The sequence below is a fragment of the Ekhidna sp. genome (assembly GCF_965228795.1).
Taxonomy (GTDB): Bacteria; Bacteroidota; Bacteroidia; order Cytophagales; family Cyclobacteriaceae; genus Ekhidna.
In genome coordinates this window covers 192,120-211,497 of sequence record NZ_OZ245839.1, presented here as the reverse complement: position 1 = coordinate 211,497, position 19,378 = coordinate 192,120, and the positions used below count along the sequence as shown (strand labels likewise).

The following is a 19,378-nucleotide window of genomic DNA, read 5'->3' as shown; positions in this document are numbered from 1 at the left end:
TTCAGGACAAGACACTTAAGACAATATGGAAAAGTTTATTCAATACACCTTATACCTTCACATACTGGTTGGAGGCCTCTCACTCCTCACCGGGGCAGTAGCCATCTTTTCCCCAAAAGGAAAAGCAACGCACACCAAGGCAGGAAGAATCTATTTCTGGGCCATGACATTGGTATTCATTACCGGAATCACGGTGGCCGGGTACAAGTTCAATCGATTTTTGTTTCTCATAGCCTTCCTGAGTTATTACAGTGTCTTTAGTGGCGTCCGATCCCTCAAGCTGAAGCAACTGCACAAGCATCAACAGCCCGAATGGTATGATTGGGCTGCAGGGATCATTAATGGTGTGGCCAATCTCATTTTTATCGGACTTGGCATTTATTACATATCCTTACGTGGATTCGCGTCAGGTGGAGCTTTGCTTTCTATCGGATTTGGCGTTGGAGGCTTATTACTTTCATACACCAACCTGGAACCATTTATTAAGCGACCTAAGAAAGCATACCATTGGTACCTTTCTCACATTGGAAATATGATGGGTGGATACATCGCGACATTGACCGCTTTTTTGTCCACAATGGTCACCCGATTTGATCTTATGAATCCTTTCCTGGCTTTTGCCTTGCCTTCATTGATTGGCGTGCCATTGCTTATTTTCTGGCAAAAACGAATTGAAAAGAATTTTCAAAAATCATTATCATGAAGAGACTCATTCCGGTTATTACGCTACTGATAATCTCATCCAGTTCGTGCTCCTACCTGAAAAATGTCAACTTGTTGACAGGAGGAAGCCTGGAGAGAAAAGACTTTGTTCAGGAAATACCATTTAGCTATCGCAAAGGATTGATCATTGTTCAGGCTAACATCAATGATGACACCACTGTCCGGGAATTCATTTTCGACACAGGAGCATTCAATAGTAAGATTGAAAAACGTCTTGCTGAGGATATCGGCTTGGAAACAATTACCACAAAGGAAAACAGCACTGCTCAGGGGATCACAGAAACCATTGAAGTTACACGTATTGACTCCATCCGCTTTGGAGAAACAACATTTTATAATATCGGAGCTGGAAAGCTGGAATATGATGAAAAATCTTATAGCCCGTGCGTAGCGAAGGATGGCCTGATTGGGTCTAACCTGATAAAATTAGCACACTGGAAGATCGATTATCAAAACCGGAAAATCTACTTCTCAGACAAACCATTTGAGAGCGTTGCGGAACAAAGCATACGAATTTCTTTTGACCGCCCGGTCTTGTCCTCCACGCCAAAGATTAAGCTGAATATCGAAAACGAAGAGGTAAGCGGACTCATGTTCGATACTGGCTTTAATGGTGGGCTTGTGATGCCTGCCTCTTTGGCTGGCGCATTCTCTTCCTCAGATAGCCAACGATTTATCGACCGATCAACATCAGGAATTTACGGAAGCAACACCGATACCTTGATTGAAAAATCTTTGGCCGTAAGCTTTGATTCCAGGGAATACCGCATTCCTGTAGAATTTTCCAGTTTAGGAAAAGGCTTAATAGGCAATGATTTACTCGAGCACTTTACGGTCTTAATAGACAATGATGATGATGAAATAACACTTGAGCAAACGAATGAAGTAGTTGTTGAAAAAGGACGATCATTCATCCCCGGTATTCTCAACGACAGCCTATGGGTGGTCAACCGAATCAGCGAAAACTCATCATCTATTCGATTAGGAGATACACTTAGACTCGTCAATGGAAAGCGACCCGGCGAAATATTCACTAATCATTGCGACTATTTCCTCAACCTTGAAAGCCTGCTAAACGGTGATTCTGTCCGTGTAAAAACACTAAAAAATCAAGCGATACACTTGTAATGAAATACTTACTAATCCTATTTACACTTTCCACCACTGGAGCATTTGCACAAAGCAAGGAGTATATCAAATTTGAATACGATGGATATACCTTTCCAATTCTTGTCAGAGGCAATATCGAATCTGATAAAATGCTTGTTTACGTAGAGGGCGGACCGGGAGAGACCGCCATTGACTTTGCACGATCAGATTACCCAAGGTGGAAAAAGTCATTGGAAAATGAGGTCGCCATTGCATACTACGATCAAAGAGGTCATAATCAATCAGCCAAAAAAATGGATGTTTCTAAAATCTCTTACGATCAATACAGTTTTGACTTGATTGCGATCTCAAAAATGCTGAAAGAAAAATACAATGCTGAAGTGTATTTATTCGGTCACAGTGCCGGTGGATATATGGTGTTGCATACACTCCAATATTTCGCTGATCAATCCAGCTTCATAGACGGAGCGATTGCAGCTAATACCCCCATCACCTCAGACCATAGTCCTGAACGTTACCAGTATTACCGTCCACGCTATCTAAAGAACCTGGCTGCAGAAAAAATTGCCAACAATAAAAACGGTGAATTCTGGCAACAAGAGCTAGACTGGATTAATAGCATTGATTCTATCACCACCAGAGAAGGCGCAATCCGCTGGAATAGGACGGTGGAAAAAGCGTTCACACCTACAAAAAGAAAGCTGTCCCCTGGCATGGCAGTAAAGGTGATCTTTTCACGGCCATACAATCCTGTACGGTATCTCAACAGAAAAGACAATGAACTCATTGATGATTTGCTCTGGGAGGATCGGAAAACCCATTCAGATTTTGACAACTTGTCTGCAATCAATGAGAACGTTCTCCTGATTACCGGCCGATACGATGATGTAGCACCACCGGAGGAAATGGAAGAAGCGAACCAACGAATTGAACATTCTGAACTGGTCATTCTTCCAGATGCGGCTCATGAAAGTTACTTAGACCAGCCAAACCTTTTCAATGAAGCAATTTTATCATTCATAAATAAATACCGAAAATGAAAAAGTCCATTCTTTTTATAATTAAGACAGCCCTTCCTGTTTTTCTGATTGCCCAAATTGATAGCGTAAATACGACGAATAATCAACTGAAAATTGACCAGCTCAATGAAGGCCAAGCCACCTACCTGGTTTACTTGCAAGATTCTATAAGTGGGCCGAAGTACGGCATAGAGGTTTGGGATCGAATGATTAAAAAAATAGATGATAGTTACTCATTTAAATGGAACAGATATGCAGCATCGGGTTCCAGGTACAGCTATGAAATAGCTGCCTCCGCCAATGAATTTAGTCCAATTGAAGAAAGAGTAAATGAAAGAATAGTGAAAGCGGGAGATGTGAATATTAGAAAAAAGCATTTCATTTATTCAGGAGACAAGATTTTTACTAACTCCGACACAACAATGCATACAATGGAACCATTTGAATTGGCAGCTCTTGATAACTCTTTTAACTGGGAGATGGATTTGGAAACATTGAGTATGCTTCCAATCAATCAAGGGAAAAGCTATGCGATCAATTTTTATCATCCCGGATCAAAAACTGAGCCCGCTTATTATTTATTCGAAGTGATCCGGTCAGAAACACTCAGCTTCAATGATGTCGCATTTGAGTGTTGGGTATTAAAGGTTGAATATTCACCCAACCAATCCAGTGAATTTTGGGTGGATAAAAAGACCCATCGTGTCATGAAAATGAAGGAATTCTTCTATGGAAGGTATCGATATAAAGTTTTGGCGATTTAGGTGAGATTTATTTCGAATACCTCTTCAATGTACGGAATTAAAAATTACCCGATGAATATGCGCATACAAGTGCTACTATTCTTACTTTTTGCGTGGAAACAATCATTATCTCAAGAAATTTTTGCCAGTGAAATTCATAAAGCTCGTTTCCTCATAAGCCAGCATCAGCAGATGACGGATATTCCTGGTGTGCAGGTTGCAGTTATGATTGAAGGCAAACTGGTGTGGTCTGAAGGTTTGGGTTTTAGTAACCTGAAGGAAAAAAAAGAAGTAACGGTAGAGACGAAATTTCGAATTGCCAGTGTTTCCAAATCCGTAACGTCGATGATGATGGGTAAGCTGGTAGAAAAGAAACTGCTGGACCTGGATGCAGATATCCGAACCTATGTTCCGGAGTTTCCTAAAAAAAGCTATTCGTTTACAACAAGACAGCTAGCGGCATCTGTCGCTGGAATTCGCCATTACAATAGCACTGACCCCAGATATAGAAGCGAACACTTCCCTTCAGTCATTGATGCACTGGATGTGTTCAAAGATGATCCTATGTCTTTTAAACCGAACACCGAATACCTGTATTCCAGCTACGGTTGGGTTTTACTAAGTGCTGCAATGGAGCGTGCTGCCGATCTATCCTTTTTTGAACTAATGGAAAAATCATGGCAGGAATTGGAGATGACCAACACCTCCTTTGATTATCCTGATAAAGAAATCACAAATAAGAGTACGTTTTATGTACATGATAAAAATGGGCGGGAAGTTGCTCCAGAAGAAAACCGAAGCTACATGTATGCGGGTGGTGGATATTTGTCAACTGCAGAAGACCTGGTAAAAATGGGAAATCAGCTAATAACAGACCAGTACTTCTCCGCTGAAACACGAAGGATTCTTACTTCTTCCCATGTGCTGGAAAATGGTGATTCTACTTATTACGGGTTGGGGTGGGAGTCCGGTCAAAGCAGATTAGGTGTTCCTGTTATTTTTCATGGAGGGAGTATGCAATCAGCCAGAAGTCACCTCGTCATTTACCCGGAACAGCATGTTGTATTTGCCTACCTCGCAAATACAGGAGATCAGGTGTTTTTTAATGATCGGGAAGCACAAAGTGTGGCAGAAATCTTTGTGAAGAAAATCATGGATAGAAAAAGGCATGATGATTTAGATGTATTGGAAGGTGACTGGAAGATTGAAACAATCTCACTCAGGGACAAGAAAACCATTGGTCGATTGTCCATCTCTAATGGGCAAGATACCATCACCTTCAAACGCAGCAAGAAGGAGAAAACCTTTCCAATAATAGTCGTCGGAAAATATGAAGAGTATCATCATCTAATAGCTGTCAGCCCTATGTTTATTGATTTTTATTTCAAACTGGATGGAGATAAACTCGAAGGAACCTGGCTTCATGATTTTAATGTGAAAGGTGTACCAGAGTCTGACCCATACTGGCAAGAAAGAAAAATTGTTGGCAAGAGGGTAGAATAGCTACCAGTATTTCTTAATCACATGCAAAAGCTGTGGATGAACGCCTCCACCAGCAACGATTTCCCGGCCAAAGATGTAGTCATCGCCACCTTTGAAATCGGTGACCGTTCCTCCTGCTTCCTGAACCAGGATAATTCCTCCGGCGATATCATACGAGTTGAGGTTATACTCAAAATAGCCACCATAACGACCACATGCTACATAAGCCATGTCCGCTGCGGCACTGCCCATACGTCTCAGTCCTTGGGTTCCTTCCATTAGCTGATGCAAAATTTTCAGGTACTCATCCAGCCGTTCAAATTCGTAATAGGGAAAGCCAGTGGCCAGAACCGTGTCAGTAAAAAACTGAGCTGATGATACACGGATAGGTTGCTTGTTCATATATGCGCCTCCGTCCTTCCACGCATAAAAGCATTCATCATTCGCTACTTCATATACGACTCCCGCCAAGATCTTTTCCTCATGCATCAAACCTATGCTCACGCAATAATTAGGTATTCCATGGACAAAATTTGTGGTGCCATCCAGGGGATCAATGATCCATGTAAATTCCTTTTGCTCTTGCTCCGTCGTTTCTTCTTCAGTGATAAACCCTGCTTCAGGAAGAATTTTTTTAAGCCCTGAGATGATCTGCTTTTCCGATTCCTTATCCACATAAGAAACCAGGTCGCTATCTCCTTTAAACTCCACCTCATCGTAAGAAAAACGCTTTCGTTCCTGGCGGATAAATCCGCCGGTCTTCACGGCTACTGCTGCTACTTTTTCTGTAATGTTTTCAAGATTCATTTGGCTCCTTCTAGTACAATGACAAATTCTCCTTTAATCGATTTGGTGCTGAAGTAGGTGAGCACATCCTCAATGGGGCCTGTCACGGTCTCTTCAAACTTCTTTGTTAACTCTCTGGAAACGGAAACGTTTCGATCCCCTAAAATATCCTTGAATTGTTGCAATGTTTTTAACAGTCTGTGCGGCGACTCGTAATAGACAACCGTGCGTGATTCCTCTTTTATGGATTCAATTCGTGTTTGCCTTCCTTTTTTATGAGGTAGAAAGCCTTCAAACACAAATCTGTCGCATGGAAAGCCTGATTTGACCAAGGCAGGAATAAATGCAGTCGCCCCGGGTAATGAATCTACGGGTATTTCATTAGCTAGAGCCTCCCGAACAAGTAAAAAACCAGGATCAGAAATTCCCGGTGTTCCTGCATCGGATATCTGAGCGATGGATTGCCCGTCCTTTAATCTTTCAATCGCCTCGTTGACTTTTTTATGTTCATTGTGTGCATGGAAGCTTTGCGCAGGAGTTCCTATGTCGTAATGCTTAAGGAGTACCCCGGAAGTGCGTGTATCTTCAGCTAAAATTAAGTCTACATTCTTCAGTACTTCTACCGCCCGGTAGGTCATGTCGGCGAGGTTGCCGATGGGGGTGGGAACAAGGTATAGCTTTCCTGGCTCGATGGTCATGAAGCTAAGTTAGAGATTTAACCACAGAGGACACAGAGATTGATTCTCGGAGGACTGGTTTAATAAATAACGCCATTGCAATTAAAAGAACCGCCATCGCGAACGCAGTGAAGCGATCTCATTGATACCAGGCACTAACAAATCATGAGATTGCTTCGTCGTTCCTCCCGCATCGGCGGTCCGATCGCAATGACGTTCTAAATCAACCCATCAATCGCCTCAGCCAGCTTCTTATCTTTCTCCGTCACCACATCTCCGGCATCATGGGTGTTTAGTTCGAAGCTTACGGTGTTATACACATTGCTCCAGTTTGGGTGGTGATTCATTTTTTCGGCAATGATCGCCACCTGACTCATGAAGCCAAACGCTTCAACGAAATCCTTGAACTCAAATGTTTTCTTCAGCTTGTTATCTTCTTCTTTCCAACTCATAATGTTTGATTTTATAGTGCAATGATCCCCTCAATCGAGTGGGCACGCTTGTAAACCTCTACCACCTCCTGACTAGAATTCATTTTCTGACTCATTGTTATGCTCACGTATTTATTTCCGGAGCTTGGTTTTAGCTTGACTTCAGCCTGGGGAAGTAGTGCCTCTACTTTTGCCTGATGCTCAGGTTTTACAATGAATTTAAACGTGTAGTTGTCTGGGAACTGATGTGCTCCCTCCAGCTTATCCAAAAATGCTTTTTCGTCCCAACCCATAGTATAAACAATATAAAAAAAGCCATCCCGATAAAGTTCGGAATGGCTTCAATTAGTTTCAATTTTTTGTTTAGAAAAACTTGTATCGCATGTCTTCAATCTCGGCAAATTCTTTCACTGCTTCGTCAATTTTTCTAGGAACGAACAATCGGAAGTATGAAAGCGGGAAGTCTGCCACCATTGCATTTTGTCCCAATCGCTGACGAGATACCTGAAGTGCAAATGTTGAATAATCATCGATATCTCCAGGGATATCCTTTGCTTCAAGTTGAACAGCAATTACACCATCCTGAATGTCAAATGCCTTTGTAATCTCTCCTTCTTCCAGAGCGAAAGACAAGCCAATCGCCTCAGGAGCATAGCCCACACCACTGATGCTATTAGAGAATAGTTGGAAATCGGCTGACCCGGTTTTTGCACCATCTCCATAAGCTACAGCCAGAGACTCTACATCGGAAGCATCCAGGCCATCTAATTTTGATAGAATAGATTCAGCTTTCTTTTGGTTTCTAACTTTGCGCTCAACCTGATTTCTAACCTCATCCAGATTAGCTACCCCTTCTTCTTGCTCAGAAGTCATCGCTGCTACGATATATCTATCTCCAATTTCTTTAACATCCGAAACCGCACCCTCTGAAGCATCATTGTAAAGCCATAGTACCAGCCCTCTGGCCTCAACCATAGGTCCTACTCTTTGTGCATTTTTCCCAATTCGATTGGCAGTTCTTACGTTTAGCCCCTGCTCTTCAGCCAGCCTTCTAAACTCTTCCAGATTTCCTGCAGAGGCTGCAAAAAGATCTGCCTGCCTGTACACTTCATTAATGGTCTCATCGGAAACGAAGAATTCCTTTTTCATTTTAGCCACACGGTAGAGGATGCTATCCTGTGCAACCTCATCTTTTCTTGAAAGCTTATAAAACTCATAAGATCCATTTACTATTTCAGGCTCAGAGACAAATCCCACTTCCTGCTCTTGGAGTACTTCCGGAAGATTATCATCTGTGTAGGTAATGAATGGGTATGGATCATCAGAATTGATGCTGACAAAGCTTGAGTCATTGGTTGCCTGCGCTAAAGATTGCTGTAAATCAGCCACTTCACCAGCGACGATTGCTGAATCGGCACTTGATGGAGTGATATCAAAAATCACATATTCCATGCTTCTTGTTTCATCACGCTGAAATTCTGATTCATGACTATCAAGATATGCCTGAAGCTCACTGTCTGAAACACTTACAGAAGAATCCGAAATGCTCAGGAAAGGAACGTACATGTAGTTGATAGACGCAGTAGCGTTTTGACTAACATACTCATCCTTTGCTTCGTATTTTGTTACATAATTGGTTTTGGTGAATAGGTTAGCGTACTTCTCTAGTTTCCTGCTAGGAACCAAAGACTGCTCAAACGCAATCCACGAGTTTCTTTGCTGAGGTGGAGCCTGCTGAAGGCTGCCTAGAAAAGCAGTAACGTTTTCTTTTCTGAACTGACCTGTTTGAGGGTCAGCAAAAAACTGCTTGATCTGAGGACTGATATTGCTTCCCTGAACCATATCTACCAGCTCGTCATTGGTGACAACTATTCCTAGTTCATCGAATTGCTTTTCGTAAGCTTTCTCCAGAATCATTGCGTTCCATGCTTGATTTCTGATTTGATCTGTCTCTTGCTGTAGCGGGTTTCTCCCGGTATTGATAGCAAAGTTGTAGGACAGCTCGTCTACTTTGTTTTGAAACTGAGTATTGGTAATTGATTCGCCGGCAATCTCTCCGATTTCAGGATTATCACCACCACCCAAGAAGGAAGCGTTTCCAATCAAATCCGTGCCAATGAAAGCAACCATTGTGACCATGATAGCTCCCACCACGATCTTTCCCATCTTGTTTCTCAGTGTGCCTATTAGTGCCATATTATCTAAATGCTCATTTGAATAAGGTCGGCAAAAATAAGGAAATAATTTGCTATTGACCCACACAGTAGGCTTTATTAACTAAGCTGCAATTATCAGGGGATCAAATGGTTAGTCCTCAGCATTTTTTCTATCTGACCCAAAGGGAATGAATGATCATATTTCTGTTTGAATATTTGACTCCCTCGATTGGCTGATGACTGGCCGGTTGTTCCAAATGTATGCCAGACTCAGACCTGAAATGATGTGCCAGATACCCCACCAGGCTGCCACGATTGCCATCCCTCCCAATCCATCAAAAAAGCCAAAAATGAGAATGAGCCCAAGACCTGAGTTTTGAATGCCAGTTTCTATGGCAATGGATCTACAGTCTTGCTGCTGAAGCCTGAAAAGAGCGCCTAAATTGTAACCGGCGAGCAATGCAATGGCATTGTGAACAAGTACCAACAAAATAACCAGGTGAATGTAGGAGAGGAATAAATTGAAATTGGCACTAAATGCCATGATGACGATACCTGCAAAAATGGCAATGGAGCTATAATGCATGACAGGGTGCAGTTTATCTGCTATTGCCGGCTTCCATTTTCTTAAAAACATTCCTATCACGATTGGTATGAGCAACAACATTGTGATTGTTTTCAGCAATTGCCAAAAATCAAGTGACACCTCTGTCAAGATAGCGGCGGTGGGCGGATACATGCTTCCCCAAAAGGCAATATTGATTGGGGTCATAAAAATAGCCAGGGTGCTAGATACGGCTGTTAAACTAACAGAGAGTGCGGTGTTCCCTCTTGCCATAGCGACCATAAAATTTGAAATATTTCCACCCGGGCATGCAGCCACGAGCATCATTCCCAGTGCAAAACTTGGCCGGGGCTGAATGATAAGGATTAATAAAAAGGTAAGTGTTGGTAGCACAAAAAATTGAGAAGCCATTCCCACCAGTGCAGATCGGGGGTTTCTAATCACTCGAATAAAATCTTCTACCCGGAGATTGATAGCAACACCAAACATGATGAAACCAAGGCTGAGATTTAGATAGAAGAGGTTCGCCTCACTGAAGTTTAATGTGACCTGATCAATTGCATCCATGCTAGTTAGCAATATAGTGACATTCCATTTTTTCAAGCCTTGTGATTTGTATATTTAGACTATGACTATGGATATGTGGATCACTGTAGGAGTAATCGTCTTGGCGCTGGTGCTGTTTATCACCGAGCGTTTTTCCGTTGATGTGATAGGGATCGGCATTTTAGTAATACTGGTATTGCTGGGAGTGATCTCTCCAGAACAGGGTGTTATGGGGTTTGCAAATTCTGCCACACTCACAGTAGCAGCTATGTTTGTCTTAAGTGATGCCTTACTAAAAACCGGAGTTATCAGTCATATTGCTCCATGGTTTGGATCACTTCTAAGAAAAGGATACAAGAAAAGTATTCTCATTCTATCTACAGGGGTTGGTGGTATTTCTGCTTTTATCAATAATACGCCTGTAGTCGCCACCTTCATCCCGATCATCTCAAATGCAGCAAAAAGCCAGAAAATGTCCCCTGCGCGGTACCTGATACCGCTTTCTTTTGGGGCAATCCTGGGTGGTACATGCACGCTGATTGGAACCTCTACGAATCTTCTCGTAAGCGGAATTGCAAAGGATGAAGGACTTGACGGTTTTTCCATGTTTGACTTGGCTCCATTGGGATTGGTATTTTTTCTTATCGGAGTAGTTTATCTCATGTTTTTGGGCAGAAAGCTGATTCCTGAACGTGAAATGGACCAGAAAGCGAGAGATGAAAAGATTTCTGATTACCTGTGCGAAATTGTTGTGACAGATAAGATGGAAGAGAGTGATAGGTGCTTGGGTGATTACTTTGAAAACGAGCGAGTCATCCAAATTCACCGTGCTGATGAGTCACTAAAAGACCCTACGCCTGACTTTAAGCTGAAGGAAAAGGACGTATTGCTGGTGAAAGGAGGCATGGAGCGGATCAATAAAATATTGAAGTCAGATAAGTTTGATATCAGAGATCGTCAAAGTGAAAAAATCTTTTCGAAAGAGGGTACCTCGCTGATTGAGATTGTGATACTGCCCAACTCTTCGATGGTGGAAAAGAAGCTGAAAGAGCTGGACTTTCTTAGAAAGTATCAGGCGCGCATTTTGGCAATCCGACAAAGGGGGAAGGAGTCATTTTCCGGTCTGGATGATATCCGACTGATGCCGGGAGATATTCTGCTTTTACAAACCAATGAAGAAGGGTATAGACTACTCAATACCAACGAGGAAGAAGATCAATCCTCATTTTTGTCGATGCGTGCAGAGTGGATTCCGTCAATAGATAGGAAAAACCTGGGATTAGTTTTGGGCACACTGCTGGCGGTAATAGTATTGGCTACTTTCAATGTTACCTCCATTATGATCGCTGCTTTCGCGGGAATTGTCTTCCTGAATGTAACCAAGGTGATCACCATGAGTGATGCGTATCGAGCGATCGATTGGCAGGTGATTTTTTTATTAGCGGGTGCATTAAGTATGGGGGCGGCCATGAATGAAAGTGGGTTATCTGCTTTGATAGGAGACTTTCTTACCCAGTATGTAGGTGAAAACCTGGGGCCGGTTGCTGTAGTTTCAGCCATTTATTTAACCACCTCCATTCTCACGGAAATCATTTCCAATAATGCGGCTGCTGCTCTTTTGGCTCCTGTCGCCATCTCAATAGCTTCTGCAATGGATGTTAATCCAACTCCGCTCTTAATGGCGATAGCATTTGCAGGGAGTTCAAGCTTCATCACTCCGGTGGGGTATCAGACGAACACCATGGTATACAGCGCAGGCCCTTATCATTATGCTGATTTTGCGAAAGTAGGTTTTCCTCTTAAACTCTTATTTTGGGTTGTGGCATCACTTTTAATACCTGTGTTTTACCCGCTTTGATCTTCTTCAAAGTCTTTCATTGATTCTCCGTAGAATCGGGATAATTTCTTACGAAGTGCAAGGAACCGGATGACTCCAAAGATGACCATTAGGCCACTGATAGCAAAAAGTACATATCCCACCCAGTTAAGCTTGGTGAAGGTTTCCAAAGTGATAAAGGCAATTCCGGCCAGCACGAGATAAATCGCCGTTCGAATTACCGCATATAGTGTTCGCTGATTGGCCATGGTGGTACGCTCCAATGCGAGGTAATCACGCAAAATGATTTTCTCTTTATTCTGATAATCCTTGACAAGGTTTGGCAGCTTGATCTTTGGTTTCATGCCGCTAAAGAAACAAAACAATCATGAATTAAGGGAATTCCCCCTAGGGTATATGAAAGTCGTCCTACCACTCAAAGTGGTGGGACGACTAGACTTTCAAAAAACCCCTGACGCTTGTCGACAGGGCTCTTTGAAAAGTATTTAGGTCTTTCTATTTCTTCCTGATAATAATGTCTCCGTGCATATTCTTGAATGTATACTCCGGGCCACCACCATTGATATCGCCGTACACCCAGGAGTTGATAGATACTTTGTATTTTCCATCATCTGATTTCACCTCCGGCTTGGATCGGTCAACCGTCATGTCATAATCCGTATAAATCTCTCCTCTGTCTGAGCGCATCTTGGCTGTGGCTTTAATATTTCCGGGAAAAGTTACGTCCACGTTTCCATGTAGCGTTACAAATGACATGGGTTCATTTGGAGTGACTTTAATGAAATTCACGATGATATCTCCATGCACCGTATTGGAAACAATGGAGCCACTCATGTCTTTCAATGTCAATGGACCATGAACTGCAGAGATTTCATGCGTTCCACTAATGCCGGTTACATCTACCTGGCCATGAACGGTGGAAATCTCAAGGTCAAAATTTGCTGGCACTTTGATTGTAAGGTTGATTGATTTTTTCCAGGAGTTTGTTTCAATCTTTACTCGATTGTTGTTTTCTGATGCGCTAAGCTCAATCGGGCTACTGGCTATCTTTTTCATCCCCGGAGGAGCACTTCGATCGTCATCTTCATCGTCACAGCTGGCACAATGCTTGTCTTCAGACTTGGTATTGGCTTCAGCTTCAATGATGACTTCATTTCCATTGTATGCTTCCACCATAATGTCGCCTCGAACCAGACCAACTTCCAATTTACCTTTATTTCCAGGCGAGCTTAGCGGTATCGCTAAGCGTTCGTTGAAATCCTGTGCCCAGACACTTGCAGAGGCCACAAGAAATAATATGATTATTAAGTTTTTCATTGTTCTATATAATTAAGTGCACGATATACGTGCGGTTATTCGCTTTTCTTTAAATAGACATTTCCATTGATGCTCCGGAATGACAGTTCTGGCCCACCAGATCCAATCTCCACGCCGGTTTTTGTTCCAATTTTGAATTTCCCGTTCTTCTCGCTTTTCTCCACTTTAGGGCTCATTTTTTTGTAATCGAATGAGGTGAACAAATCGCCATTCATGCTGTCAAAGTATACCTGGGCACTGAAGTTGTCCGGCAATTCAAAGTTGAAATCTCCATTTACGGTATTGAAGTCGATGGCTTCTGTTGGGTTCTCCAAAAAGTTGATGGTAACATCCCCATTCACTGTGGATGCCTGAAGCACCTTCCGCGCGTATTTTATGTCTACCTTGCCATTTACGTTGCATGCTTTAATAGGGCCATCAAGATTCTTGACAAATACATCTCCATTATTTACGGTTTTGGCTTCTAAGCTTACCGCTTTCGGAACCTTAAGTTTATACTGGTATTTGAATGAATATTTTGGATAGTCGTGCATGTCATAGCCGCTGTATTTCCCCCATCGATATTTTTTTATAAATGGTGCTTTTGTAAAAAATACGAGAGAATCATGTGTAAACAGCTCACCTAATTCGAGCTCACTTTTAGCTTTTTCCAACAGCGCATCAGTGCCTGCAGACATTTCTATGATCAAACTGAGATATACCTTGTTATCTCCAGAGCTCTCTATCTCGACATCACCGTTAATATTGTTGACAATTACTGCCATTTCATTTGGATTATCGATCGTGTATTCTTTGTTGATCACAATCCTGTCCTCCTTGAGGTCCGGATTGATGAGAGTTAATAATATGAGTAATAAATTCATTAGTCCAATTTTTGAGTTTAAGTATTCTTAAGTGTCTGAATGCTCTCATCCAGTTTTTCTTTCACTATTTCATCTTCCGTATTTTCTTTCAGCTGCTGCATCGCATCCACAGATGATTTTTCCTGAATGGCTACCAATACATCAGCAATTGCTACCAAAACCAACGGTGATTCCTGAAGCTTCAGAGCATCCACCAATGCTTGCCGTACATTCGGTTCGTCCACATACCTGACCAGTGATTCCAAAGACGCCAGACGCACATTCAGGTTCTCATCATTGTTGAGTGTAGTGATTAATGCATTGACTACTTTTTCATCAGCTTTTGGCAGTTCTGCTGCCAGGTTCACTGCCCTGATTCTTTCCTGAGCCTTTGGTTGCTCAATGAGCGTCAGCATCATCATTTCTTTCATGCTTTGGATTTCACTGCTTAGCTGAGCGATATCCTGCTTTTGATTTTGTGATGGTAACATCCACCACCCGATGAATAACCCCATCACCAGAGAAGCCAGACCTACCTGCCAACTTTTAGTCATCTGTATCACAATCCAGTCCAGCATATTCGGTCGAACTTCTTTTTGGTTTTGCTCATAGGCAGCCATCATCCCCTCGAACCGGGCATCCATAGCATCAGATGGTTCAGGTCGTTCGATTTCTTCAAACAAGTCCCAGGTTTGCTCAAGCTCTCCCAGCTCTTTTGCTTTTTCAGGATTTGATGCGAGAAAATCCGTCAATGCCTTTTCTTCATTCTCGCTGATGTTTCCTGCCAGTTTATCCTGCCAGAGTTCCTCTGCTTTTTTACTATTAATCTTCATTTCTATCTCATTTGAGATTTATAATTTATTTCTTCAAACATCCCCCTGCCATCTCACATCCTCCACACCCCCGAAACGTCGGACCGTCTTCAAAGGGGGATTAGACATCCATTTTTATGTAGGATTCTCTCAATTCTTTTAATATTCGATGCACTCGCACCTTGATGGCACTTTCTGTCACGCCCATCATTTCTGCCACCTTTGCATATTTCACCTTCTGAAATCGCACCAGCTCAATCAACTCTCGCTTTTCTGCTGAAAGATTTGCCAGCGCTTTTTTCAGGTAATTCAGCTCATCCGATCGTTCCATATCCACCTCCTGATTTTTGTTTTCGCTCAGCCGCTCCTCGTAAGGATTCATGTCCTCTTGGAAAGCATATCGTTTATTCTTTCGGTAGTGATCGTGATGCACGTTTCGAGCCATCTGGAAAGCCCACACTTCAAAATCCCCGTTTTCCTTATAAGTGTGCTTGTACTTCAAGATCCGCATAAAGACGTTTTGAACCAGGTCTTCACTCGTCGCTCCATCATTGGTCATTCCATAGAAGAAGCCAAAGAATCGACGACTGTACCGTTTGTAAAGCAGGTTGAGTTTTTCTACCTCTCCTTCTTTCACTTTCAACATCAAACTGTGGTCTTCCAGTAGGTTCATTTGGTGCATTGCTGTCGGGGAAACTCAAGTAATTTCGGAAGGTTACATGGGGAATTGAAATTTCTTTCAAAACACGAATAAATGTATATTCGTATTACATTGTAATACAAGGGTTATGAAAACGATTTCGATACGGATAAGTGACGAACTTGAAAAAGACTTAGAAGCTTGGGTAAAAGAGTCCGGAAGAAGCCAAAGTGATTTGATCAGGGAAGCACTGGAAAAACACATAAGAATAAAGAGTTTTCGAGAGATTAGAGAAATGTTGGTTCCATTTGCTCAGAAAGCTGGCTATTATACGGATGATGATATTTTCAATGACCCAGAGCTTACATGAGGGTTTTTGCTGATACAAGCTTTTTATTGAGCTCTTTAATATCAGATGGTTTTAGTCAGCGGGTTTTTGAAAACATTTTGCTAAATCATCAATTGGTTCTTTCACAACGAGTAAGAAATGAACTAGTTGGAAAGCTTAAGAACAAATTCCATGTTCCGAACGCTGCAATTGATATTTTTCTTCAGAGGATGCATGGCTATGAAATAATAGCAGATTCCAAAGAAATTTTATATCGACTAAGAGATCCAAACGATGATATTATTCTTTCCACTGCCATTCTTACAGGAGCGGAAGTGATAATAACCGGAGATAAAGATTTACTAACGATGAATGATAAAGTTCAGGAGATAAATATCCTTAACCCACGTGAATTCTGGGAAAAATACAATGACCTTTAAAGTACTCGATAAAGAATTGAAAGGCCACATCCACACCGGAGAGGCCATCCGTCGTATATATTCAACCGATGCTTCAGCATACAGAGAAGTACCTCATGCGGTTGCCATCCCGAAAGATGATGAAGACCTAAAAAAACTCATTCACTTTGCTCAGGAAAATCAAACCTCACTTATCCCGAGAACCGCCGGCACCTCCCTGGCAGGACAAGTAGTCGGTGGTGGAATCGTGGTGGATGTCTCCAAGCATTTCACTCAAATTCTGGAAGTGAACCTGAAGGAAGAATATGTGTGGGTGCAGCCGGGAATTGTACGTGATGAGCTAAATAGGGAGCTTTCAAAACACGGTTACTTCTTTGCCCCGGAAACTTCTACCGCCAATCGGGCGATGATTGGAGGAATGATCGGAAATAATTCCTGTGGATCTAATTCAGTGGTCTATGGAAGCACTAGGGAGCATTTGCTTGAAGTAAAAGCGCTTCTCTCTGACGGGTCTGAAGTTCATTTCAAAGAGTCGGATGATCTAAGAGCTTCGTCTGTTTTTGAAAACCAACTATACCAAAACATCTCAGACATCCTGTTGGATAAGGCGAATGTCAACCGCATTAAAAAGGAATTCCCAAAACCAAACATTCCAAGAAGAAATACCGGATACGCGTTGGATATGCTGGCCGATATGCAGCCATTCAATTCGAAAGGAAAGCCATTTAATTTCTGTTCATTGATTGCAGGGTCAGAAGGCACCCTGGCATTTGTTACTGCAGCTAAGCTGAAGATCACTAAAATCCCTGAAGGGCACAAACGACTGGTTTGTGTCCACTGTAAAAGCATCGAGGACTCACTAAAAGCCAACCTGATCGCGCTCAATTATCAACCGTATGCCTGCGAGCTGATGGACCACTACATCCTGGAAGCTACCGCACGAAATAAAGAGCAGGCGGCCAACCGCTTCTTTGTGGAAGGGGAGCCGAAAGCTATTCTGGTGGTAGAATTGATTGGTGAGACAGAAAAGGAAGTAGACATACGCATTTTGAATTTTCTGACTGAGTTGGGTAAACAACGATTGGGATATGCATTTCCAATTATCAAAGGAGACGACATTACAAAAGTCTGGAATCTACGAAAAGCCGGATTGGGATTGCTTTCCAACATCCCCGGCGACACCAAGCCTGCTCCTGTTATTGAGGATACAGCAGTAGATGTGAAGGATCTTCCAAACTACATCGGTGACTTCAATAAGATCCTCCAAAAGCATGGACTTTACAGTGTTCATTATGCTCATGCCGGATCAGGAGAACTGCACCTGCGTCCTTACCTGAACTTGAAAACTGAAGAGGGGGTCAAACTTTTTCGTACCATAGCAGAAGAGATCGCTGATCTGGTCAAAAAATATAATGGTTCGCTATCCGGAGAGCACGGCGATGGCCGATTACGTGGCGAGTTTATTCCAAAAATGATCGGGGAGGAAAACTACCAGCTACTTAAAAAAGTGAAGCAAACCTGGGATCCTCACAATATCTTCAACCCAGGGAAGATTGTGGATACAGCACCCATGGATACTTCGCTCAGGTATGAGAAGAACCAAAAAACGCTTGAGTTTGAGACCATGCTGAATTTCTCCAATGATAAGGGGATCGTTCGAGCGGCTGAACTATGTAATGGTTCCGGTGATTGTCGAAAATCGGAACTTACCGGAGGCACCATGTGCCCCAGCTACCAGGCCACACGGGATGAGAAAGACACTACCCGTGCGAGAGCCAATATCCTTCGCGAGATGCTCACTCGATCCAAAGAGGCCAATCCATTCACAAAGCCTGAAATCAAAGAAGTTATGGACTTGTGTCTTTCGTGTAAAGGTTGCAAACGAGAGTGCCCCTCTAATGTAGATATGGGCAAGCTGAAAGCCGAATGGCAATACCAGTCCATGAAAGAAAAGGGAGTGCCTTTCCGTACCAAAATGATCGCCAACTATGCAAAGAGCATGGAGCAATTTGAAAAAGCACCTTGGGCATTTAACCTGACCAGAAACCTATCCAAGCCGATGTTGGGATTCGCTTCAAAGCGTTCAATTCCCAAGATGGCCAATCAAACGTTGCGTTCCTGGTTTGATAAGAAGTTTCATTCGCTACAGCGAAAGCCAAAGAAAACAGTCTACTTCTTTTTTGATGAATTTACCAACTACCTGGATGTGGAAATCGGTAAAAAGGCCATAATGCTGCTGGATCGGATGGGCTATGAAGTGAGAGCCGCTAACCATGCCATCAGTGGGCGAGCTTACTTATCTAAAGGTATGCTGGAAGAGGCTAATGCATTGGCAAAAGAGAATGTTAATCTATTCCATAGCCTGTTGAAAAAAGATATCTGTCTGGTAGGGATAGAACCTTCGGCGATACTGACGTTCCGTGATGAGTATCCGGATTTACTTCGGGGAAAAGAAAAAGAACAGGCCCTGAAAGTAGCGGAGAAGACCTTTACCATAGAAGAGTTTTTAGCTAGTGAGTTGGAAGAAGGAACTCTGAAGTCAGACGATTTTCCAAGAAAGAAACAAAAAGTGTTGGTGCATGGTCACTGTCATCAAAAGGCTCTTTCGTCCATGACGCCAACCATGAAAATTCTGAAAGCGGCAGAGGGTTTTGAAGTTCAAATGATCCCAAGCGGGTGCTGCGGTATGGCCGGATCCTTCGGCTATGAAAAAGAGCATTTTGAAGTGTCTATGAAAATCGGAGAATTGGTTCTCTTCCCTAAAGTAAGAGAAGCAGAGAAAGACACAATCATCCTGGCTTCAGGCACCTCATGTCGCCATCAGATTTTAGATGGGACGGGGAAAGTGGCCAGGCATATTGTGGAGATTTTGTAATTATAAACTTCCTCTTAACGTAAGCGTATCTTGGAATAAGGCATTAAATTACCTTATCACCCATTTTGGA

The 19,378-nt window shown here is 42.5% G+C and carries 20 protein-coding genes; 9 read left to right on the top strand and 11 right to left on the bottom strand.

Going from position 1 to position 19,378, the window contains the following annotated elements; translation table 11 throughout:
* The first annotated feature begins 25 nt into the window (after nucleotides 1-25).
* From ACQK2H_RS00825 to ACQK2H_RS00805, 5 genes are read left to right on the top strand one after another with little or no spacing between them, the layout of a single operon-like run.
* Nucleotides 26-703 (top strand): DUF2306 domain-containing protein, encoded by a 678-nt coding sequence (locus ACQK2H_RS00825; protein ID WP_425389578.1) that lies wholly within the window; start codon nucleotides 26-28, stop codon nucleotides 701-703.
* Entirely contained in the window at nucleotides 700-1,851 is a 1,152-nt protein-coding gene (locus tag ACQK2H_RS00820; protein ID WP_425389577.1) for an aspartyl protease family protein, read from the top strand. Before ACQK2H_RS00825 ends, ACQK2H_RS00820 begins: the two co-directional genes overlap by 4 nt.
* Nucleotides 1,851-2,873 (top strand): alpha/beta fold hydrolase, encoded by a 1,023-nt coding sequence (locus ACQK2H_RS00815; protein ID WP_425389576.1) that lies wholly within the window; start codon nucleotides 1,851-1,853, stop codon nucleotides 2,871-2,873. Before ACQK2H_RS00820 ends, ACQK2H_RS00815 begins: the two co-directional genes overlap by 1 nt.
* Nucleotides 2,870-3,616 (top strand): hypothetical protein, encoded by a 747-nt coding sequence (locus ACQK2H_RS00810; protein ID WP_425389575.1) that lies wholly within the window; start codon nucleotides 2,870-2,872, stop codon nucleotides 3,614-3,616. Before ACQK2H_RS00815 ends, ACQK2H_RS00810 begins: the two co-directional genes overlap by 4 nt.
* A gap of 27 nt (nucleotides 3,617-3,643) precedes the next feature.
* Nucleotides 3,644-5,098 carry a serine hydrolase domain-containing protein gene (locus ACQK2H_RS00805; RefSeq protein WP_425389574.1) on the top strand — a complete coding sequence of 485 codons (1,455 nt, stop codon included), beginning with the start codon at nucleotides 3,644-3,646 and terminating at the stop codon, nucleotides 5,096-5,098.
* Here ACQK2H_RS00805 and ACQK2H_RS00800 read toward each other — a convergent pair whose 3' ends face one another.
* From ACQK2H_RS00800 to ACQK2H_RS00775, 6 genes are all read right to left on the bottom strand, one after another.
* Nucleotides 5,099-5,884 (bottom strand): inositol monophosphatase family protein, encoded by a 786-nt coding sequence (locus ACQK2H_RS00800; RefSeq protein WP_425389573.1) that lies wholly within the window; start codon nucleotides 5,882-5,884, stop codon nucleotides 5,099-5,101.
* Nucleotides 5,881-6,561, bottom strand: a complete 681-nt coding sequence (gene rsmI / locus ACQK2H_RS00795) for a 16S rRNA (cytidine(1402)-2'-O)-methyltransferase (RefSeq protein ID WP_425389572.1) — start codon at nucleotides 6,559-6,561, stop codon at nucleotides 5,881-5,883. Before rsmI ends, ACQK2H_RS00800 begins: the two co-directional genes overlap by 4 nt.
* A gap of 197 nt (nucleotides 6,562-6,758) precedes the next feature.
* The gene (locus ACQK2H_RS00790) at nucleotides 6,759-6,992 is read right to left on the bottom strand and encodes a 4a-hydroxytetrahydrobiopterin dehydratase (RefSeq protein ID WP_425389571.1); all 234 of its coding nucleotides are present in this window, start codon (nucleotides 6,990-6,992) and stop codon (nucleotides 6,759-6,761) included.
* A gap of 11 nt (nucleotides 6,993-7,003) precedes the next feature.
* The gene (locus tag ACQK2H_RS00785) at nucleotides 7,004-7,264 is read right to left on the bottom strand and encodes a DUF493 family protein (protein ID WP_425389570.1); all 261 of its coding nucleotides are present in this window, start codon (nucleotides 7,262-7,264) and stop codon (nucleotides 7,004-7,006) included.
* A 70-nt stretch (nucleotides 7,265-7,334) separates the two neighbouring features.
* Nucleotides 7,335-9,167 carry a peptidylprolyl isomerase gene (locus tag ACQK2H_RS00780; protein WP_425389569.1) on the bottom strand — a complete coding sequence of 611 codons (1,833 nt, stop codon included), beginning with the start codon at nucleotides 9,165-9,167 and terminating at the stop codon, nucleotides 7,335-7,337.
* A gap of 156 nt (nucleotides 9,168-9,323) precedes the next feature.
* Nucleotides 9,324-10,295, bottom strand: a complete 972-nt coding sequence (locus ACQK2H_RS00775; RefSeq protein ID WP_425389568.1) for a bile acid:sodium symporter family protein — start codon at nucleotides 10,293-10,295, stop codon at nucleotides 9,324-9,326.
* Between the two features lie 31 nt (nucleotides 10,296-10,326).
* Between ACQK2H_RS00775 and ACQK2H_RS00770 the strand changes: the two genes are divergently transcribed.
* Nucleotides 10,327-12,096, top strand: a complete 1,770-nt coding sequence (locus tag ACQK2H_RS00770) for a sodium:proton antiporter (protein ID WP_425389567.1) — start codon at nucleotides 10,327-10,329, stop codon at nucleotides 12,094-12,096.
* On the opposite strand, the gene ACQK2H_RS00765 is transcribed toward ACQK2H_RS00770, so the two are convergent.
* From ACQK2H_RS00765 to ACQK2H_RS00745, 5 genes are all read right to left on the bottom strand, one after another.
* Nucleotides 12,084-12,419: a DUF202 domain-containing protein gene (locus ACQK2H_RS00765; RefSeq protein ID WP_425389566.1), complete on the bottom strand. Its 336-nt coding sequence runs from the start codon at nucleotides 12,417-12,419 to the stop codon at nucleotides 12,084-12,086. The genes ACQK2H_RS00770 and ACQK2H_RS00765 overlap by 13 nt on opposite strands.
* A gap of 151 nt (nucleotides 12,420-12,570) precedes the next feature.
* Nucleotides 12,571-13,392 carry a DUF4097 family beta strand repeat-containing protein gene (locus ACQK2H_RS00760; protein ID WP_425389565.1) on the bottom strand — a complete coding sequence of 274 codons (822 nt, stop codon included), beginning with the start codon at nucleotides 13,390-13,392 and terminating at the stop codon, nucleotides 12,571-12,573.
* A gap of 35 nt (nucleotides 13,393-13,427) precedes the next feature.
* Nucleotides 13,428-14,255: a DUF4097 family beta strand repeat-containing protein gene (locus ACQK2H_RS00755; protein WP_425389564.1), complete on the bottom strand. Its 828-nt coding sequence runs from the start codon at nucleotides 14,253-14,255 to the stop codon at nucleotides 13,428-13,430.
* Between the two features lie 17 nt (nucleotides 14,256-14,272).
* Nucleotides 14,273-15,067, bottom strand: a complete 795-nt coding sequence (locus ACQK2H_RS00750) for a HEAT repeat domain-containing protein (protein ID WP_425389563.1) — start codon at nucleotides 15,065-15,067, stop codon at nucleotides 14,273-14,275.
* Between the two features lie 100 nt (nucleotides 15,068-15,167).
* On the bottom strand, nucleotides 15,168-15,719 hold the full coding sequence (locus tag ACQK2H_RS00745) for an RNA polymerase sigma factor (RefSeq protein ID WP_425389562.1): 552 nt from the start codon (nucleotides 15,717-15,719) through the stop codon (nucleotides 15,168-15,170).
* 115 nt (nucleotides 15,720-15,834) lie between these two features.
* Here ACQK2H_RS00745 and ACQK2H_RS00740 point away from each other — a divergent pair, with 115 nt between their 5' ends.
* Genes ACQK2H_RS00740 through ACQK2H_RS00730 form a run of 3 tightly spaced genes read left to right on the top strand, consistent with a single transcriptional unit; the run spans nucleotide 15,835 to nucleotide 19,308 of the window.
* On the top strand, nucleotides 15,835-16,056 hold the full coding sequence (locus tag ACQK2H_RS00740) for a ribbon-helix-helix protein, CopG family (protein WP_425389561.1): 222 nt from the start codon (nucleotides 15,835-15,837) through the stop codon (nucleotides 16,054-16,056).
* Nucleotides 16,053-16,454: a putative toxin-antitoxin system toxin component, PIN family gene (locus ACQK2H_RS00735; RefSeq protein ID WP_425389560.1), complete on the top strand. Its 402-nt coding sequence runs from the start codon at nucleotides 16,053-16,055 to the stop codon at nucleotides 16,452-16,454. The genes ACQK2H_RS00740 and ACQK2H_RS00735 overlap by 4 nt, the downstream gene beginning before the upstream one ends.
* On the top strand, nucleotides 16,444-19,308 hold the full coding sequence (locus ACQK2H_RS00730; RefSeq protein ID WP_425389559.1) for an FAD-binding and (Fe-S)-binding domain-containing protein: 2,865 nt from the start codon (nucleotides 16,444-16,446) through the stop codon (nucleotides 19,306-19,308). The genes ACQK2H_RS00735 and ACQK2H_RS00730 overlap by 11 nt, the downstream gene beginning before the upstream one ends.
* Nucleotides 19,309-19,378 lie beyond the last annotated feature (70 nt).